The organism is Nonomuraea sp. NPDC050404 (assembly GCF_040655495.1).
Lineage (GTDB): Bacteria > Actinomycetota > Actinomycetes > Streptosporangiales > Streptosporangiaceae > Nonomuraea.
In genome coordinates this window covers 1-19,265 of the sequence record NZ_JBFAKB010000048.1, presented here as the reverse complement: position 1 = coordinate 19,265, position 19,265 = coordinate 1, and the positions used below count along the sequence as shown (strand labels likewise).

The 19,265-nt window shown below is 68.3% G+C and carries 15 protein-coding genes; 9 read left to right on the top strand and 6 right to left on the bottom strand.

Going from position 1 to position 19,265, the window contains the following annotated elements:
• Positions 1-125: 125 nt before the first annotated feature.
• Entirely contained in the window at positions 126-1,763 is a 1,638-nt protein-coding gene (locus tag AB0I81_RS60475; protein WP_360678862.1) for an ABC transporter substrate-binding protein, read from the bottom strand.
• Between the two features lie 471 nt (positions 1,764-2,234).
• On the opposite strand from AB0I81_RS60475, the gene AB0I81_RS60470 reads away from it, so the two are divergent.
• The 3 genes from AB0I81_RS60470 (at position 2,235) to AB0I81_RS60460 (ending at position 4,512) form a co-directional block, all read left to right on the top strand.
• Positions 2,235-3,170, top strand: coding sequence for an ABC transporter permease (locus AB0I81_RS60470; protein ID WP_360678860.1), 936 nt, complete (start codon positions 2,235-2,237; stop codon positions 3,168-3,170).
• Complete coding sequence (locus AB0I81_RS60465; protein ID WP_360678857.1) at positions 3,163-4,029, top strand: ABC transporter ATP-binding protein; 867 nt, start codon at positions 3,163-3,165, stop codon at positions 4,027-4,029. Before AB0I81_RS60470 ends, AB0I81_RS60465 begins: the two co-directional genes overlap by 8 nt.
• A 327-nt stretch (positions 4,030-4,356) precedes the next feature.
• Positions 4,357-4,512 (top strand): hypothetical protein, encoded by a 156-nt coding sequence (locus AB0I81_RS60460; RefSeq protein WP_360678855.1) that lies wholly within the window; start codon positions 4,357-4,359, stop codon positions 4,510-4,512.
• Between the two features lie 779 nt (positions 4,513-5,291).
• Here AB0I81_RS60460 and AB0I81_RS60455 read toward each other — a convergent pair.
• Positions 5,292-6,341 (bottom strand): hypothetical protein, encoded by a 1,050-nt coding sequence (locus AB0I81_RS60455; RefSeq protein WP_360678852.1) that lies wholly within the window; start codon positions 6,339-6,341, stop codon positions 5,292-5,294.
• A gap of 402 nt (positions 6,342-6,743) precedes the next feature.
• A complete protein-coding gene (locus tag AB0I81_RS60450) occupies positions 6,744-8,060 on the bottom strand; it encodes a lysine 2,3-aminomutase (RefSeq protein ID WP_360678850.1) in 1,317 nt (438 codons plus the stop codon).
• Positions 8,061-8,237: 177 nt separating this feature from the next.
• On the opposite strand from AB0I81_RS60450, the gene AB0I81_RS60445 reads away from it, so the two are divergent.
• The 5 genes from AB0I81_RS60445 (at position 8,238) to AB0I81_RS60425 (ending at position 15,794) form a co-directional block, all read left to right on the top strand.
• Positions 8,238-8,804, top strand: a complete 567-nt coding sequence (locus AB0I81_RS60445; RefSeq protein ID WP_360678847.1) for a DUF1707 domain-containing protein — start codon at positions 8,238-8,240, stop codon at positions 8,802-8,804.
• Positions 8,805-9,089: 285 nt separating this feature from the next.
• On the top strand, positions 9,090-10,109 hold the full coding sequence (gene plsX, locus AB0I81_RS60440) for a phosphate acyltransferase PlsX (RefSeq protein ID WP_360678845.1): 1,020 nt from the start codon (positions 9,090-9,092) through the stop codon (positions 10,107-10,109).
• A 94-nt stretch (positions 10,110-10,203) separates the two neighbouring features.
• The gene (locus tag AB0I81_RS60435) at positions 10,204-12,615 is read left to right on the top strand and encodes an HAD-IC family P-type ATPase (RefSeq protein WP_360678842.1); all 2,412 of its coding nucleotides are present in this window, start codon (positions 10,204-10,206) and stop codon (positions 12,613-12,615) included.
• Entirely contained in the window at positions 12,612-14,339 is a 1,728-nt protein-coding gene (argS, locus tag AB0I81_RS60430; protein WP_360678839.1) for an arginine--tRNA ligase, read from the top strand. Before AB0I81_RS60435 ends, argS begins: the two co-directional genes overlap by 4 nt.
• 162 nt (positions 14,340-14,501) lie before the next feature.
• Positions 14,502-15,794: a hypothetical protein gene (locus tag AB0I81_RS60425; protein ID WP_360678836.1), complete on the top strand. Its 1,293-nt coding sequence runs from the start codon at positions 14,502-14,504 to the stop codon at positions 15,792-15,794.
• Positions 15,795-15,996: 202 nt separating this feature from the next.
• Here AB0I81_RS60425 and sepF read toward each other — a convergent pair whose 3' ends face one another.
• Positions 15,997-16,380 carry a cell division protein SepF gene (gene sepF, locus AB0I81_RS60420; RefSeq protein ID WP_360678833.1) on the bottom strand — a complete coding sequence of 128 codons (384 nt, stop codon included), beginning with the start codon at positions 16,378-16,380 and terminating at the stop codon, positions 15,997-15,999.
• A 195-nt stretch (positions 16,381-16,575) separates the two neighbouring features.
• On the opposite strand from sepF, the gene AB0I81_RS60415 reads away from it, so the two are divergent.
• On the top strand, positions 16,576-16,863 hold the full coding sequence (locus AB0I81_RS60415; RefSeq protein ID WP_360678986.1) for a PhzF family phenazine biosynthesis protein: 288 nt from the start codon (positions 16,576-16,578) through the stop codon (positions 16,861-16,863).
• Between the two features lie 342 nt (positions 16,864-17,205).
• On the opposite strand, the gene AB0I81_RS60410 is transcribed toward AB0I81_RS60415, so the two are convergent.
• Together AB0I81_RS60410 and AB0I81_RS60405 are read right to left on the bottom strand one after the other, a co-directional pair.
• Entirely contained in the window at positions 17,206-18,147 is a 942-nt protein-coding gene (locus AB0I81_RS60410) for an NAD-dependent epimerase/dehydratase family protein (RefSeq protein ID WP_360678830.1), read from the bottom strand.
• A gap of 352 nt (positions 18,148-18,499) precedes the next feature.
• Positions 18,500-18,934, bottom strand: a complete 435-nt coding sequence (locus tag AB0I81_RS60405; RefSeq protein WP_360678828.1) for a class I SAM-dependent methyltransferase — start codon at positions 18,932-18,934, stop codon at positions 18,500-18,502.
• Positions 18,935-19,265 lie beyond the last annotated feature (331 nt).

Genomic DNA, 19,265 nt, shown 5'->3' with positions numbered 1-19,265 from the left:
CAAGCCCTCCGGTACGCACTTGGAGGCAGCCCCTCGGATTCCGTGATCTACCGGCCCGAGTGACTGCCTCCAAGCTCAGCCCTCCGACGGGTGGACGGCAAGTGCCGTCCACCAGACGAATGACGTCAGGCCTTCTCGACGTCAGCCCAGTTGATCTGGTTGAGCAGGTTCAGCTTGACGTTCTTGACCTTGGTGGAGTGGCCGAAATTGCTCCGGTAGAAGTAAACCGGGATGTAAGGAAGCTCCTTGAGCAGGATGTCGTCCGCCTGCTGGTAGAACTTCAGGCCCTCGGCGGGGTCGGTGGCCTGGTCGCCCTTGGCCATCAGCTCGTCGAAGTCCTTGTTGGAGAAGCCGCCGTAGTTCGAGCCGGTCGCGATGGCGCCGGTGTGGAAGATCGGCGTCAGGTAGTTCTCGGGCGACGGGTAGTCGATGGCCCAGCCCATGCGGAACAGGCCCTTGTACTCCTTGGCGTCGAGGGCGTCCAGGATGCCCTGGAACTTCTCGAACGGCTTCGGCGTGACCTCGATGCCCAGGTTGGCACGGAGGTTGTTGGCCACGGCCTCGATCCACTCCTTGTGCGGACCGTCGGCGTTGTAGCCGAGCTCGATGGTCTTGGGACCACCGGCGGACTCGTACAGCTTCTTGGCCTCGGCCGGGTTGTACGTGCACGCCTCGCAGGCACCCTGGCGGTAGCCGGAGATGGCCGGGTTGATGAAGTCGTCGGCCGGCGCGCGGGTGCCGGAGAAGACCGTGTCACTGATCGTCTTGCGGTCGATGGCCATCGAGATGGCCTTGCGCACGTCGACGTTCTCGAAGTCCTTGTTGTACTTCAGCGGGACGCCGACGTAGCCGATGGAGGCGTCGGGCTCGTCGAAGTAGCGGTCGCCGAGCACGGACTTGGCCGTGGCGATGGCGGTGGGCGGCAGGGAGTCGTGGATGTCGAGGTTCTCGGCCTGCAGGTCGTTCCACGAGGTCTCGGAGCTGGTGTAGAGCTTGAACTGCAGCTTCGTCCAGCCCGTCGGCTTCTTGCCGGGGAACTTGTCGTACACCGACAGCTCGATGGTCGGGTCGGTGCCCTTCTTGTAGGGCTTGTCCAGCTTGAACAGGCCCTGGCCGATCGGCTTCTCACCGTAGGCCTGGGTCAGCTTGCCGTCCTCGCCGAGCGCCGAGGCGGGCAGCGGGTAGAAGGCGGTGTACCCGAGCATGGTCTTGAACTGCGAGAACGGCGCGGCCAGGGTGACTTCGAGCGTGAGGTCGTCAACGACCTTCAGGCCCTTCATCTCCTTGCCGGTCGGGGTCTTGCCCTCACCGGGGTGCAGGTCGTTGTAGCCGTCGACGCGGCCGAAGAAGTACGACGAGCCCATGGCGTTGTCCTGGAGGGCGGCATAATTCCACGCGCGCGCGTAGTCGGCGGCGGTCACCGGGGTGCCGTCGTGCCACGTGTAACCGGACTTGAGCTTGATCGTCCAAACCTTGCTGTCCGTCGTGGAGACGCTCTCGGCGGCCTCCTCGACGGGCTGCTTCTGGTCGTCGTAACGCACGAGCGGCGAGAACACCGCCGCGAGCACCTCGGAGCCCTCGGTCTCCGTGGTGTTCTGCGGGTGCAGGAGCTCCTGGGGCTCGCCGATTTCCATGCGGACCGGCGTCTCACCGCCGCCCGCGGCAGTGCCACCGGTTTCAGAGGCACCGCCGCCACACGCGGCAACCGCGAGGGCGAGCAGCGCGATACCGGCGACGGTCTGTGCGCCCTTAGTAACACGCATGGTGAAAGAATTCCTCCCTCTACAGGTGGGCGCCAAGCGCTGAGCTGCGGTGATCGTGAGCAGCCTGACGGGGGGTTCCTGGTATCCCCCCGGATTTGGCTGACATGGTCAAACCAGCCGACGCCCTGCCAGTCGATCGCGACTATCCCTTACTACTTGCCACCAGGGAGTCTCTGGCGCGTTGCAGTTCGGTCACACGTGCGCCTATCCAGCGTCACAGACATTCGGCCCAAGAAAGCACAAATCGTACAAATGGCCTTCAAGGGGCTGACCCTGGACGTGAACAGTCGATGAAAAATACCCCCTACACGACGGTGCTCCCGCCCTTGCCCGCACGCCCCGCCTTGCTGGGCTACCGTTGAGCAGGTCTTGGCGACGCCTTGGAACCCGGCGTCCGCACAGTCCGTCCAACTCATCGCTGTGAACCCACGACAGACACCCCATCGACCGGGATCCAATAGAGTCCTTGCCATGAGCCAGCCGGAATCCGCCGTAGCGGACGCCCAGGCGGGCGGCCGGAGCGGGCAGGAGCCGCTGGCCAAGCTCGCCAAGAGATATGGGCTTCGCCGTGCCATCGCACGGCCGAGGTTTCCCGTCTACCTGCGCCAGTTGTGGCAGCGGCGGCACTTCATCCTGACGTACGCGACCTCACGCAACGTCACGAAGCACTCCAACTCCGCGCTCGGCCAGCTCTGGCAGGTCCTGACCCCGCTGCTCAACGCCGGCATCTACTACGTGATGTTCGGCCTCATCCTGGGCGGCAAGGACGACATCAAGAACTATCCGGCCTTCCTGCTGGTCGGGATGTTCATCTTCACCTACACGCAGCGGACCGTCACCGCGGGCGCCAAGTCGATCTCGAGCAACCTGTCGATGATCCGGGCCCTGCACTTCCCACGGGCCTCGCTGCCGCTCGCGTACACGATCCAGGAGCTCCAGCAACTCGCCATCTCCATGAGCGTGCTCCTCGTCATCGTGGTGGCCACCGCCGAATACCCCACCTGGTACTGGCTCATGATCCCGGTGGTGCTGCTGCTGCAGACGATGTTCAACGTCGGGGCCGGCCTGATCGTGGCCCGGCTCGGCGCCCAGATGCGCGACCTCAACCAGCTCCTGCCCTTCATCACCCGCACCTGGCTCTACGCCTCGGGTGTGTTCTTCTCCATCCAGGCCAAGGTGGTGGAGTCGGCGCAGTTGCCCCAGTGGGTCGCCGACCTCATGTATCTCAACCCGGCGGCCTCCTACATCGAGTGGATGCGCGAGATCCTGATCGGCACCTACAACGATACGCATGGGCACCACCCGCCGACGATGGTCGTGGTGTCTTGCGTATTCTGGGCGGTGTTCGCTCTCGGCTTCGGCTTCTGGTACTTCTGGCGGTCCGAGGAGAGGTACGGGCGTGGCTGAACTGACCAAGGAGCTGTCACAGGTGAAGGGCGACAAGCCCGCCGTCCCCGGCAAGGATGTGCGCGTGCATCCCAACCCGGAGCCCCAGGGCAAGGCGCCCCTCGACGTCCCGACGGGGACCCCCACCGTCATCGTCGACGACCTGCACATCGTCTACCGCGTCTACGGCGCGGCCTCCGACACCGAGAAGGGCAACGCGGTCAACGCCCTGACGCGCATCCTGAAGCGCCAGGGGCGGCCGCAGATGAAAGAGGTCCACGCGGTCAAGGGCGTGACCTTCGTGGCCTATCACGGGGACGCCATCGGCATCGTGGGGCGCAACGGCTCGGGCAAGTCCACGCTGCTGCGCGCCATCGCGGGCCTGCTGCCCCCGCACGAGGGCGCGGTCTACACCGACGGCCAGCCCTCGCTGCTCGGCGTCAACGCGGCCCTCATGCGCGAGCTGACCGGCGAGCGCAACATCGTCCTCGGCTGCTACGCCATGGGCATGACGCCCGCCGAGGTCAAGGAGAAGTACCAGGAGATCGTCGACTTCTCCGGCATCGACGAGTTCGTCCAGCTGCCGATGTCCACGTACTCCTCCGGCATGGGCGCCCGCCTGCGCTTCGCCATCTCCTCCGCCAAGACCCATGACGTCCTGCTCATCGACGAGGCCCTGGCGACCGGCGACCGCGAGTTCCGCAAGAAGAGCGAGGAACGCATCCGCCAGATCCGCGAGTCGGCCGGCACGGTCTTCCTCGTGGCCCACGACCTGCGCGTCATCGAACAAACCTGCAACCGGGTGATCTGGCTCCACAAGGGCAAAATCAAAATGGACGGCGATCCCAAGGAAGTCATCGCCGCCTACAACAAGGGCTAACCCAGCTGTTACGCGGCACCGTGGCCTCCCACCCGCCGCTCTCTGACCCCCAAGGACCGATCCATCCATTACGCGGTGCCGTGGCCTCCCACCCACCGCACTCCGGCTGAGGGCCCTCCAGGAAACGCCCTCTGACCCTTCACCGGTGGCCCGCCGTCACGCGAGCCCACCTTGCCCTGCTCCGTGGCTCCCGCCTGCCCGGGGGTTCGATCTTGTGTGCGAAACCGTGGCGGCTGGAGGGGCAAAAGACTGACAGGGAGCCGCCTGTTCCTATAGCATTCGAACGTCAATTCGATCCGAGGAACGGTGATGGAGTGGGGGCTCGCGATGGGAGAGCTTTCGGCCGCGATTGACCACCTGGCCACCGAGGACGTGTCCGAGATTCCGAAGCTGCAACTCGCCGAGCAACTCCTGGATTTGCACTGGCAGATGGCCAGACTCCAGGCCCAAATAGCCCGCCGCACCGGCGTCCGCCTCCCCTGAGCCCCGAAGCTCCCAGCGGCCCCAGGCCGGTCTCCGGGTTTGACCACGTCGCCGGTCCAGTGGGCGCGCGTAACGGCGCCCGGCCATGTGGCGGTCAGAGGGCGTATTCCTGGAGGCCACCAGCCCTGTGCGGCGGGTGGCGGTGACCTTGGCTCCGCCGTAACGGATAAAGAAAAAAGCGGTGGCGGTGACCTTGGCTCCGCCGTAACGGATGAAGAAAAAAGCGGTGGCGGTGACCTTGGCTAACGGATGAAGGAGAAAAGTCAGTGCCGCCGACCCAAAGAGGGTCGGCGGCGGGGAACTCACGGGGCGCCGCTGCCCTGCACAAGCGGCGCGGTGAGTTCGTCCCCGGGCGGGGGCGCGTCCGCCCCGGCCCGACATGAGGCCGCCCGCCTGAGCGGGCGCCTCGCAATCCACTCGCGTCAGTGCCACGGACCCCCAGCACCTTGAGGGAGTCCTGTGCGGCCTGTCGCGTCCGTGCGGCGGCGTTCCGTTCGATGGGCCCCGGCCCAGATCTTCGGCCTGGGGCCCGGCCGGGCGATCCCGTTGCCAACAGGACCCGGTCAAGGGAAAACGCCGTCAGGGAGCTGCTGGAGCGCGCCGACGGGCCACCTGGTCGCCGGCGGGACCGGTACCCGGGCGTCGGCACCTAAGACGCCCGCGAAACCATCCTGCCGATCTTTCGGCCCGCCACGCTCGGCAGCCCTGCACCACAGCCCGGCCGCGCGCCCGAATACCGTGCTCGGGCGCCCCCGGCTCACCGGGGGCCGCGGCAGGGATCAGTCGCGCGCCCAGGAGCCGCGCACCGAGCTGGTCAGGGCGTCGGTGGTCCAGCCGAGGGCGGTGACGAGGTCGCCGTAGGAGGTGGCGGCCCTGGTTCCGCGGGCCTCGACGAAGGACGAGCCGGTCTCGACCAGCGGAGCGAGGTCGTCCATGGCGCCGGTCTGGGAGGTGGAGGGCAGCGCCTCGACGACCGGAGCCATCTCGGTGGGCGCGACCTGGCCGAGCACCGGGGACAGCTCGCTGCCCCCGGCCTTCGGCAGGGCGCGCCGTGCGGCCTCGCCGAGGCCGGCCAGCAGGGCGTCGGCCGAGAGGGCGCCGTAGCCCTTGCTCGTGCCGCTCATCGTCTTGGTCGCGGCGCCGGCGCCCATGGCCGGCAGCAGGTCGCTGCCGGACACCTCGGCCACCAGGCCGGTGACGGGCGAGGCCAGCGCGCCGCCCGCCGCGCCCTGCGTGACCGCGCTCGCGCCGGCGGTCTCGCTCTTGTCCTGCTTGTTCGCCTTCACCGAGGTCGTGCCCGGCTGCGCCATGCGTGCCGCGCCGGACAGGAGGGGCAGGTTCTTGGTCAGGCCGGTCCCGCTCAGCGGGGTGCCGCCCAGCGAGTTCCCGCCGAGGGGGTTCCCGCTCAGCGGGATGACCATGTTTCCGACGATGGGCGACAGCTCGGGTATCGGGCCGCCCGTGCGGGTGGCGTCCTCGGCCGCGTTGGCCGTGGTGACGGACTCCGACACGCCCTCCGCCTGGTTCTCGCTGGCGGCGTCCCGCTCGGCCTCGGTCATTGGGCGACCGGGGTGTCCCGGGTGGCCCGGGTGGCCGGCGGACTTGGCCTTGCTGCCGCCGAGCATCCCGAGCAGGCCGCCTCCGACCAGGCCGCCCAGAAGGCCGCCGAGCGGGCTGCCGGCAGTCGCGGCGGTGCCTCCGCCCGGGCCGTCGATGGGAGCGTACCTGGCGGTGTTGTATTGGCCTTCGGCTTGGGCCGGCACGGCCATGACCGCCGCCGCCAAGCCGAATGCTGTGACGGCAATGGCCGTCTTGACTACTCGATTCATGATTGCCTTCCCGGCTCGTGATCGATCGCTCTCGAATGCGATGGAAATGCGAATCGATAACCCCCGTATGCCGTTGCGTGCACGCTATGGGCACCACACGAAGCGTGTCGCCACGGCTGAGCTACGAAAGCAGTTCTACCACTCGTGATGATCGGCCGCAGGCGCATGAATGCCCATGTAGCAGGGGTTTGCAGCCCGGTTACCGAGTAAAGGGGGAGCGTTGAGCGGGAAGACAAAACGGGAAATAGGAGGGTCTTGTTTCTGATATTGCGCGCACTCGCACAGTCCCCGGGCGGGCGCATGGGAGGGCCCCCGGTGGTCCGTGAACAAAGGGTCGCGAAAACAAAATGTTCACGGGCCGGGGGCCGGAATTCGCCGGTCGCGATGGACGCGCGCGGCCGGTCAGGCGGGCAGCAGGAGGTCCGGCTGCTCGAACGGAAAACGCTCGGCCAGGGCCGGGCGCAGGTCCGTCAGCCACACGGCGGACGGGTCGTAACGCGCGAAGAACGGCCGTCCCACCAGTGACGGGTCGCGGGCCTGGATGAAATGGAGCACGAAGACCCGCTCCCCGGCGATCTCCATGACGCCGTCCACGCACACCTTGCCGGGTGTGGCCGACATCGAGGGCCCGCGCACCGTGCGGCAGAGCCCGGAGACGGTCGAGTAGGCGTCCCTGAACACCTCGTACGCCCGCGCCAGCGGCACCGCGAAGTAGTCCTGTGGTCCGGTGTCACGCTCCACGAACATGTAGTAGGGGATCATCCCCATCCGCAACTGCCGGCGCCACATGCCCGACCACACGTCCGGGTCGTCGTTGATCGACCGGATCAGCGGCGCCTGGGTCCTGATCGTGGCGCCGCTGCCGAGTATGCGCTGGACGGCCGACTCGACCAGCGGCGACTCCAGCTCGCGCGGGTGTGAGAAGTGGGCCATGAACGCGAGGTTCTTCCCCGACTCCACCACCCGCTCGAACAGGCGGAGCGTGTCGTCGGCGTCGGGGTCGGTGGTGAAGCGCTGCGGCCAGTAGGCCAGCGCCTTGGTGCCGATCCTGATGGATTCGAGCTGGTCGAGTTCGAGCAGGGGCTCGATATATCGCTTGATCACGGACTCACCCATGATCATGGCGTCGCCGCCCGTGATCAGCACGCTGGTGACCTCGGGATGCTGGCGGATGTAGCCGACCATCTGCTCGATGTCGTCGGAGGCGAACTTCAGGTCCGCGTCGCCGACGAACTGCGCCCACCTGAAGCAGTAGGTGCAGTAGGCGTGACAGGTCTGCCCCTGCTTGGGGAAGATCAGCACGGTCTCTGCGTACTTGTGCTGCATGCCCGGGACCGGCTCCTCGCCGACCTTCGGGACGTTGAGCTCCTTCTGGCCCGCGGGATGGGGGTTGAGCTGCGCGCGAACCCGATTCGCCTCCGCCTGGATCTCGGCGTTCGGCGCCTCGGCCTTGAGCAGGTCGGCCAGCCGCGCGACGTCCGCCGCGGGCAGCATGTCCTCCTGTGGGAAGACGAGCCGGTATATGGGGTCGTCGGGTGCGGCCGACCAATCTATGAGTTCATCCACGACGTAGGCGTTCGTCCGAAAGGGCAGCACCGTGGCGACGGCGCGGACTTTGAGCCGCTCGTCGTCGCCCAGCCCCGTACGCTGGAGGAGCTGGTCGAGATGCTTGGACGTGTACGCCTTGAAGCGTCGGGTACCTGCTTGGTTCAAGATCACTAGGCCGTTCCCATCTTTTTTTGTTCGATGATGTAAACCTCACGACCCTGTCGCGCGTCTACCGTTCTTAATACCCGGACGCGCTTGGTCGCGTCACCGGTTCCGCTGGGCTCCAAGTTTTCCTTGAGGTTCACGGACACTCGCGACATATCGCGTACAGGCATAGACTGATTTATCGTGACCGACGATCTGGAACTGCGCGCCTCAGACGCCGACCGCGACCGAGTGGCCGCGGTGCTGAGCGAGGCGCTCGCCACCGGAAGACTCACCAGCGTCGAGCACGCCGACCGCCTCGACCTGGTCTACACGGCCAAGACGGTCGGCGAACTCGTCCCCCTCACCCGGGATCTGCCCGAGGTGTCCGCGTCCGGCGCGTCCGGCCTGCCCGCCGCCATGGAACGGCAGGTCATCGGCTCCACCTTCAGCAAGGTCGTGCGCAAGGGGCGCTGGGTGGCCTCCCGGCACACCCGGCTGTCGGCCGCCTTCGGGGCGCTCATCATCGACCTGTCGGACGCCGTGCTGCCCGGCCGCGAGATCACGGTCGAGACCAGCGCCTGGTTCAGCAAGCTGATCGTCCGCGTCCCCGACAACGCCCGCGTGATCGACGAGGGCGCCGCGATCTTCGGCAAGCGCAACGTGACGGCCGGCTCCGAGGGCGACGGGCCGCTCATCAGGCTGACGGGCTACGCGAAGTTCTCCAAGGTCATCGTCTCCCGCGGCAAGGACGACTGGAACCTGCACTAGTCACGGCCGGAACCCGCACCGGTCACCGCTGGAACCCGCCCTGGTCTCGGCCGGAACCCGCGCTGGTCTCGGCCGGAACCCGCGCTGGTCACCCGGGACGAGTGGAACGCACCGGCCAGGAGCGGAACGCGAACGCACCGGCCAGGACTGGAACGCCCCCACGCGGGAACTGGACGGTCCTACCCGCCGGTTAACCTGGGCACCTGCCGTGCCTGCGATGCGGACATACCGAGCCCGCGTTCCGGCAAGCCGTGACGGCGGGCTCGATGCCGTACGAGGTGACCATTGTCCGAGAGCAGGCCCATCGCGCTCGACGCCATGGGCGGCGACCACGCGCCGCACGAAATCGTGGCCGGGGCGGTGCACGCCGTGCGCGAACGCGGCCTGCCCGTCGTGCTCGTCGGCTCGACCCGCGTGCTCTATGAGGCGCTCGCCGACCACGACGCCACCAAAGAGGTGCCGATCATCCGGGCGGAAGAGGCCCTGGAGATGGACGAGGGCGCGCTGGCCAGCCTGCGCCGCCCGCGCTCCAGCATCGCGATCGCCTGCCACCTCGTGCGCCGCGGCGACGCCGCCGCGGTCGTGTCCGCCGGATCGACGGCCGGCATCGTGGCCACCGGCCGGCTCCGGCTCAAGGGCCTGCAGGGCGTGCTCAGGCCGGCCATCGCGGTCGATCTCCCCACCCTCCCCACCCCGACCGTGCTCCTGGACGCGGGCGCCAACGCCGAGGTCAAACCGGAGATGCTGGTGCAGTTCGCGCACCTCGGGGCCACCTACGCCGAGCTCGCCCACGGCGTACAGGATCCCAAGGTCGGCCTGCTGACGATCGGCAGCGAGGCCGAGAAGGGCAACAAGCTCGTCAAACGCGCCCACGAGCTGCTGCAGGCCACCCCCGGCCTCATCTTCGAGGGCAACGTCGAAGGCCACGACCTGCTGACCGGCCGGGTGGACGTGATCACCACGGACGGCTTCACCGGCAACGTGGCGCTCAAGACCATGGAGGGCGCCGTCCGCTACGCCTTCACCGAGCTCAGGGAGGCGGTCAGCGACAGCAGGCTGGCCCGGCTCGGCGCCGCCATGCAGCGCACGCGCATCCGCGAGCTGCGCCGCCGCCTCGACGCCGAGGCGCACGGCGGCGCCGTGCTGCTCGGGCTGAACGGCACCGTCGTCATCGCCCACGGCGCCTCGAAGGCCCAGGGCATCAGCGCGGCCTGCCAGCTCGCCGCGGACCTGTCGGCGGCCGGCGTCGTGTCCGCGATCGGCGAACGAACGGCCGCCACGGGCCGCTCCCACCGTCTGTGGTGAAGCAGACCCAAGTCTCTCCCACGCACCCGGACGAACCTTTAGGGTGTGAGACCGATCCACAGAAACGGGGGCTTATGTGGACGGCCTTGTCTCAGTGACGGACGGGCTCACCTCGGAGCAGGTGGCGAAAGCGCAGGCGAACCACGTGCCGCGCCGGTCCAGCCGGTCGCTGAGCGCGATTCTCAGAGCGAACGTGTTCACCCTGTTCAACCTGGTCATCGGTGTGCTCTGGGTGCTGATCCTGGCCATCGGGGAGTGGCAGGACAGCGCGTTCGGGCTGGTCATCGTGGCCAACATGCTGGTCGGCATCATCCAGGAGCTGCGCGCCAAGCGCATGCTCGACCGGCTCGCGGTGATCAACGAGGCTCCCGTACGCGTGCGCCGCGACGGCGCGGAACGCGAGATCCGTCCGCGCGACGTGGTGCTCGGCGACCTGATCCTGCTCGGTCCCGGCGACCGCCTGCTGGTGGACGGCGAGGTCGTGCGCTCCGACGGGCTGGAGGTGGATGAGTCCCTGCTGACCGGCGAGCCCGACCCCGTGCACAAGCAGCCCGGCGACCAGGTCCTGTCGGGCAGCTTCGCGGTGGCGGGCACGGGCGCGTTCGTCTCCACGAGGGTCGGCACCGACGCGTACGCGGTCAAGCTGGCCGAGGAGGCCAGCAAGTTCCACCTGGCCCACTCTGAGCTGCGCTCGGGTGTGGCGAGCTTCATCAAGTACCTCACCTGGCTGGTCATCCCGATCGGCGCCCTGCTGACCTTCAGCCAGTTCCAGGCCACGGCCGACCTGCGCACCGCCGTCACCGGCGCGGTGGCGGGCATCGTCACCATGATCCCCGAGGGCCTGGTGCTGATGACCTCCATCGCGTTCGCGGTCGGCGTCGTGCGCCTGGGCCGGCGTCAGTGCCTGGTCCAGGAACTGCCCGCGATCGAGGGGCTGGCCAGGGTGGACGTGCTCTGCCTGGACAAGACGGGCACCCTCACGGCGGGCGGCATGGACCTCGACCAGATCCTGCCCACCGCCGAACACCTGACCTCGTACAACGGACCTGCCGACGAACCTCCGACCTCACATAACGGACCCGCCGGCGAACGCCCGGCCACGCACAACTTGCCCACCGGCGAACCCCCGGCCTCGAACGACGAGCCCATCGACGCGGCTCTGGCGGCCCTGGCCCATCTCGACGACCGGCCGAACGCCACCGCCGAGGCCATCAGGGCCCGCTACCCCGCCGCCCCCGACGGCTGGACGGTCCGCGCGTCCGTGCCGTTCTCCTCGGCCCGCAAGTGGACCGGGGCCGACTTCGGCGAGCGCGGCGCCTGGGTGCTGGGCGCGCCGGACGTGCTGCTCCGCGGCGGCGACAGCTACGACAGGGCCGCCGAACTGGCCGTCACCGGAACGCGCGTGCTGGTGTTGTGCCGTACCGACAGCCTGTCCGGCACCGAGCACGGCGAGGCGAGGCTGGAGCCCGTCGCGCTCGTCACGCTCAAGCAGCGCCTGCGGCCCGACGCCCGCGAGACCCTGGAGTACTTCGCCAAGCAGGGCGTCACGGTAAAGATCATCTCCGGCGACAACCCGCTGGCCGTCTCCGCGATCGCGACCAGCCTCGGCATCCCCGGCGGCGACCGTTCGCTCGACGCCAGGACGCTGCCCCAGGACGACCCCGCCAAGCTCGGCGAACTCCTCGACACTCACACCGTCTTCGGCCGCGTCACCCCGCAGCAGAAGCGCGAGTTCGTCACCGCTTTGCAGGCCCGCGGCCACACCGTGGCCATGACCGGCGACGGCGTCAACGACGTGCTCGCGCTCAAGGACGCCGACCTGGGCATCGCGATGGGCGCGGGCAGCCCGGCCACCAAGGCCGTCGCGCAGGTGGTGCTGCTCGACGACAAGTTCGCCACGCTGCCGCACGTCGTGGGCGAGGGCCGGCGGGTGCTGGCCAACATCGAACGGGTCTCCAACCTGTTCCTCACCAAGACCTTCTACGCGATCGCCCTGTCGCTGATCGTCGGGCTGGCCGGGGTGGCCTTCCCGTTCGCGCCGCGGCACTCGACCCTGACCAACGCCCTGGTCATCGGCATCCCCGCGTTCTTCCTCGCGCTGGCCCCGACGCTTGAGCGCTCCAAGCCCGGTTTCGTACGCCGGGTGCTGCGCTTCGCCGTGCCGGCCGGCGTGCTCTGCGCGCTGGCGGTGCTGGTGTCGTACTGGGCCGCGCACACCGGCACCTCCACCCTCCTGGAGCACCAGACGGCCGCGGTGATCACGCTCTTCCTGGTCACCTGGTGGGTGCTCGTGCTCATCGCCAGGCCGCTCACCTGGTGGCGGGCAGCGCTGGTCGGCTCCATGGCGGTGCTGTTCGGCATCGGCCTGACACTGCCCTTCGTCAGGGAGTTCTTCGCCCTCGAACCGGGCAGCGTCACGGGCGGCCTGATCGCCGTCGGCATCTCGATCTTGGCGGCGATATTGATAAGCATCGCGGTCAAGGTCGCCGGTACCCTTAGAACATGACCGACCCGCAGATAGTGCTCACCGAGCGCGTCCAGCAGGCGCTGGCCCGCGCGTTCGGCTCCGAGCACGCCGACGCAGATCCGCTGATCAGGCCCTCCCAGTTCGCCGACTTCCAGGCGAACGTCGCGATGAGCCTGGCCAAGCGCCTGCGACGGTCACCGCGGGAGGTCGCCGAGGCGATCAAGGCGGAGCTGTCCGACTTCCCCGGTACGGTCGAGGTCAGCGGCCCCGGCTTCCTCAACATCACCCTCGACGTCTCGTGGATCGAGTCCGAGGCCCGGCAGATGCTGGCCGACCCGCGCCTCGGCGTCGGCACGAGCACGCCGTCCCTGACCGTGGTGATCGACTACTCCGCGCCCAACGCGGCCAAGGAGATGCACGTCGGCCACCTGCGTACCACGATCGTGGGCGACTCGCTGGCCAGGCTGCACGAGCACCTGGGCAACACCGTCATCAGGCAGAACCACCTGGGCGACTGGGGCACGCCGTTCGGCATGCTCATCGAGCACCTGCTCGACATCGGCGAGCGGGCCGCCGTCGAGCAGCTCGAAGCCGGCCAGGGCACCGAGTTCTACCAGGCGGCGCGGGCCAAGTTCGACGGCGACGAGGACTTCAAGACCCGGGCTCGGACGCGGGTCGGCACCCTGCAGTCGGGCGACGCCGACACGCTGCGGCTCTGGCACGTGTTCATGGACGCCACCGTGCGCTTCTTCAACAAGGTCTACGACCTGCTCGGCGTCACGCTGACCGACGCCGACATCGCCGGCGAGAGCATGTACAACCCGATGCTCCAGAAGACCTGCGACGACCTGGAGGCGTCGGGCACCGCGGTGATGAGCGAGGGTGCGCTCTGCGTGTTCCCGCCCGGTTTCACCGGTTCCGACGACAAGCCGCTGCCGCTCATCATCAGGAAGAGCGACGGCGGCTACGGATACGCCACCACCGACCTCGCGGCGATCCGCTACCGGGTGCACGACCTCAAGGCCGACCGCATGCTCTACGTCGTGGGCAACGAGCAGGCGCTGCACTTCCAGATGGTGTTCGCCGCGGCTCAGCTGGCGGGCTGGCTGCCTGAGACGGCCTCGGCCGAGCACGTACGCATCGGCATGATGCTGGGCAAGGACGGCCGCCGCTTCAAGACCCGCTCCGGCGAGTCGGTCAAGCTGATGGACCTGCTCCAGGAGGCCATCGACCGGGCCGGCCGGCTGATCGAGGACCGGGGCTACGACGAGGCGACCAAGCGGGAGATCGCCCACTCCGTCGGCATGGCCGCCGTGAAGTACGCCGACCTGTCGGTCAGCCACGACAGCGAGTACGTCTTCGACCTCGACCGCATGGTGGCCACGACCGGCAACACCGGCCCTTACATGCAGTATGCGACGGCCAGGATCCGCTCGATCTTCCGCAGGGCGGGCATCACGCCGGCCGAGGCGACGGCTCCGATCGTGCTCAAGGCCCCGGCCGAGCGCGCGCTGGGCCTGCACCTGCTGGGCTTCGGCGAGCTCGTCTCGCAGGTCACCGCCGACTCCGAGCCACACCGGCTGTGTGCGTTCCTCTTCCAGACGGCGAGCCTGCTGAGCACGTTCTACGAGGAGTGCCCGGTGGTCAAGGAGGGCGTCGACCCCGAGACCAGGGACCAGCGGCTGGCCCTGTGCGCGCTGACGTTGCGGGTGCTGGAGACAGGGCTCGACCTTCTGGGCGTCCCTGTCCCCGAGCGCATGTAACAGGCAGTTGACTCAAAGACTCACGATCCGCCGTGGGCGCGCCTCCACCTCGTTGGCGCGCCCCAACGGCTAGGCTTTACGCGGTCATGAACTGAGGCCGAAATGGGGGAGTTTTCTGCCTTGAGCACGGACCTGACTGCGAGCCCCCCAGCAGCGACCGAATTGCATCGTTACGCCGAAGCGCTGCTGGCGCACCTCGCCGCCAAGGCCACCGCGCCTCCGGCCGCACCGAGCTTCAGCGACGTACCCGGCTACTGGTTGCCGCCGGCCGTCGAAGCGCTGGTCGCCCTCCTCGCCGGCGACGACCCGCTCGAACCGCTGAGCCGGGCCGCCGGGCGCGACCAGCAGCAGACCGCCCTGTTCCTCTGCCTGGCCCTGGCGGTGTCCGGGCAGGGCAGCCGCATTCACGCCTCCTGGCTCGGCACGGCCTTCGGTGAGCTGTCGCTCGACCATCCCGTCTCCCACGGCCAGCGCTCGCTCTGGCTGGCCGCCGCCCGGGGGGCGTACGGGCCCGCCGGCAAGATCTTTGTGCTGCGCAAACTCGACGCGCTGGCCGTCCAGGAGCACGCCGACCCCGAGAAGTGGGTCCAGGCGCTGGTGCCCGGCGAGCCCGCGGTCGTCGTTCCGCCGTCGCTGGTCGACTTCCCGGAGATGGCCGAAATCCCCGAGCTGGCCAAGCCCGCCGTGGCCGCCGCCCGCCTGGCCAGGCTGCGCGGCCGGGTCGCGGAGATCACCTCCGCGCGGCAGGCCGAGCACGACTCCTCCGCCCCGCTCGACAACAGCTCGGGCAGCCCCGCCGCCACCTGGGCCGAGAACGAGCCGCTCGCCGTGCTGCGCTCGCTGATCGGCCAGGGCGGGCCTGCCGGGCCGATGGCCTCGCTCAGCTCGTACCTGCTGGACGACCTGCGTCCCGGCGCCGACCCGCACCTCGCCGCCATAGCGCTGCACGTGGCCGCGCCGATACTGCGTGGCATGGCCGAGGAACTGGAGGCCGACAGCCGCCTGGAGGCACCAGACACGCTGACGGTCCCGCTGCTCGGCCACCCGATCGTGCTGCGTCCGGAAGGCGCCGACGAGGCTTCACTGGCCGCGGCCGAGGAGCTGATCGTCACCGAGGGCGTGGTGCCGCGCGGCCGTCCGTGGGCCGCCGTGGTGCTGATCGTCGCGGGCGTCGCCTGCCTGATCGGCGCGGCGTTCGCCACCCGCGTGCTCGCGGCCGCGGCAGTGGCCATGATCGGCCTGGCCGGCTGGCAGCTCTGGCAGCGCCGCAAGCTGGCCGAGGCGGACGCCCGTTACGTGGCCGGCCAGGTCAGCGAGCTGAAGGAGCTGGCAGAAGGGGCGGTCTGGGCGCTGCACGCCTATGCCCGCGAATCGGCTACCCGCGCGACGCAGGCCGCTGAGGACGCAACCGAGCTGATCCGGCTGATCCGTCGCGGCCCGCGCGCCGCTCACTGACTCACGTCACGGAGAACCGCTCCCCAGCGGTTCTCCGGGGCTCATCCGACAGGAACCGCTCCCCAGCGGCTCTCTGAACTCCAGCGACAAGGACCACTTGGCAGCGGCCCTCCCGAGCTCTCGCGACGGGAACCGCTTCGCGCGGGCCCCCTGGACACAACATCATCAGAACCGCTCCCCAGCGGCTCTCCCATGGGCCGGGTCAGGTGGTCTCGATCTCAACGTGGGCCGGCGCGAGCAGGAAGACGCGCTCGGCGATCCGCTCGATCCGCCCTTCGCACCCGAAAGCCAACCCGGCGGCGAAGTCAACCATCCTCGTCGCCTCGGCCATCGACATGCCTGTGACGTCCATGATCACCGTCTGACCCTCACGGAAATGCTGGCCGATCAACGGTGCGTCGTTGTACTTGAGCGGCTGGACCATCACGATTCGCGACGAGTCGACGTTCGCGCGCCACCGCTTGGCGGCCCGCTCGGTCGCGGGGACGTATTCGTCCTCGTACTGCTCGTCGTCGTCGTAGCCCTCGTCGTAGTGATCGACCCCGCTCAGGCCAAGGTAGCTCACCACCTTGCGCACTGCCCCCATCGGCTTGTCCTTTCCTCAGGAACTCACCGTAATCGGCACGTCCCTACACATTGGACGGTAACCGACGATTCCGCATTCGCCACGCGACACGCCCAGCCCTAATTCCATTTTGTACGACTTGCAGCCTGCTTGCAGCTGGATATCCGCCCCCCCGTATACGATCGGTGACGCCCCTGTTCACCGTCGAGACCTTCACTGGGCACAGCTTTCAAGGGTAAACCCGCAGCGAGCCGCCTGCTGGACTCTCCGCTTACTGCCCACTGGATGCAGAGCGTAGCCGCCAAGCCTCATCTCTCCAAGACCCCCTTCCTGCTCGGACCTCCACTGCCCCGCTTTACCTCCCCATTAGAAATTACGCTCTGTGGTCATGTCACCCTCACGACCGAGCGCACTCTCATTTCTCCCGGAGCGACTACAGGGGCGGCTCCAATTCAGTACGACCGACGGCACGCTTACTGTGAGTCGCACCCTCCGACAACATGATCACAATGGATTTCCAACCCAACGAGGTCGTCCCCGGACCCGCTCCCGACGGCTTGGAAAATACACTCGGCGCCACTGCGGTGCGCACCGGAAAAGACGCCCTTGACCTGCTGGTGAAGCTGGAGTCAGAGCAAGCGACCCACCCCGCCCACCCCGTACCACGCCACCGACCGGCACCAGATCCAAATCCAGCCCCGAGCAGCCACCACCCCGACCGGAACTAGTGCGGCTCGGCCATCCCGACGCACCGGTCAACGACGCCCGCATCCGTGCCTCGGCAGCCATCAAGCCAACCAGCGGGAACGCACCCCACTCCACGCCGAGCCAATGCGGACCCTCCCGTCAGCGCTCTACCGTCTCTCCGAAGCTCGTACTGGACAACCAGTCGATGATCGAGTGATGCCGGGGACGCCAGCCGAGCAGGTCACGGGCGCGGGAACCACGGACCCGGCTGTTGGAGCCAAGCGCGTGCATGGCGAACTGCGGGTCCCAGACACTGTCGGCAGCATCGGCATCGGCGTCGGGGTGCCAAGGCACCGGCCCCGGCAGACCAAGGCAACGAGCGATGGCCGCCGCCATCGCACCAATGGACTCCTCGCCACTCTCCACAAAGTAGAACGTGCCTGGGGACGACTTCTCCAGGGCCAGGAGATACAGCTCGGCAACATCGCCGAGGTGCACGTTGGACCAGATGTTGCCCCCGCCGCCAACCTGCCGCACCACCCCGGCGGCCCGCGCCTGCCGCACGAGCGCGGCGATCAGAACGCTCTCACCGGGCAACCCCTGTGCGGGCCCATAGATGAGGCTGTGACACAGGACCGCCGTACGTACACCCTGCTCCGCAGCCGCCAGTACCAGACGGTCGATGGCGACGCGTGCCTTGCGTATGGGGTGTTCGGGCTCCCAGCCAGAGTCGGAGTCGAGGACGTCCTCGTGAAAGATCGCGGACGAGACCTCCCCGTCGGTCCCGACCCCCACGATGCTGGAGCCGCTGGTGTGAATCAGTGGCTTCCCAGACCCCGCCAGCGCCGCAACAAGCGTCCGCACGGCCCTGAGGTGGTCACTGTCAGCCGCATTGACGACTGCATCCGCACCCCGGGCCTGCACGGTGAGCACGTCCGCGTCGTCCAGGGTGCCCACCACCGGCTGGATACCCAAGCGAGCAAGGGCACCCACCTTGGCCCCATCCCGGGTCAGGCCAACCACGGTGTGACCTTCCTGAAGTAGACGGACGGCCACAGCGCCCCCGATGTAGCCACCCACTCCGGTAACGAATACTCGCATCAAAGCCCTACTTCCCTGCCCCGACTCAAGCCGACCCTTGACCAACCAGCCAACCCCGGATACCGACTCAGCCGCTGTGCCGACCAACGTCCACGCCATCGCCTACGGTGACAACCGATGCTCACCCCGAAACAGCCCGCCCTAACGACCGACGCTCACGCCGTCGCCGCCTACGGTGACAGCCGACGCTCACACCGAAACCGCCCACAGCAACGACCGACGTTCAGCGACATCGCCGCCCGCCGTGACGACCGACATTCAGCCTCGTCGGCACCCACTAAAGCCACAACTCCCGTTGCTGGAACGGCAAACCCGGAACCGCGTTCGTGGACCAGGCGGCGACCGAGTCGGCTCATGCTCGCGGGATGCGCACTTCCCGAAGCGGATCGCCGCCGTCGATAAAGAGCCGGGCTTCTGCCGTGGTCGCCGCGGCGATGCGCTGGAGCACCCGCTCCCCAGCTTCGGGATGCCGCCCGTCCATGGCCCCAACACGAACCGCGAACACAACGTCATACGGCTCTTCATGAGTCGAAAGGACAAAGTCTTCAGCCGCGACCTGGCGGACGCTCATGCGACCGGACGCGATTTCGTCCATCGCGGTGGCTTCAGCCTGCGCTATGGCGGCGGCCGATCTGTCGATGGCCAGGATATGGCCGGCGGTGAGCCGACTCGCGACGGCTCGTGCAGCCGCCCCGGGCCCACACCCGATTTCCAGAACCCGCGAGTGCGCGTGAAGAGGAAGCGCGTCCACAATCGCGGCGAGGCGGGGCGACAGACGTGTCGACATGCCCGCCAGGCTAAGCCGACAACAAGCCCGCGCACACCCCTACCGCAACTCCGACGACACACGTCATGTGTCATAAACGGGGTCCGGACCCATGCACCCTGGGCGGGCGGGGGCCGCTCCCACCGCAGCCCAGATCGTGGGCGGCCTGGCCAGGCTTAGGGTTCAGCCGGCCGGCGGTGGGCTGAGGATCCTGCTGCCTGCCTGGCGGTGGGCGAAGGCTCTGGTCGGCTGGGTGCGGCTTAAGGTCTGGCAAGCTGTGGGTGGTTGAGGGTTCCGGCCGGTTGGCGGGGCCTCTAGCGGGGCCCGGAGCTGGGGGCCACCGTCTGGGGGC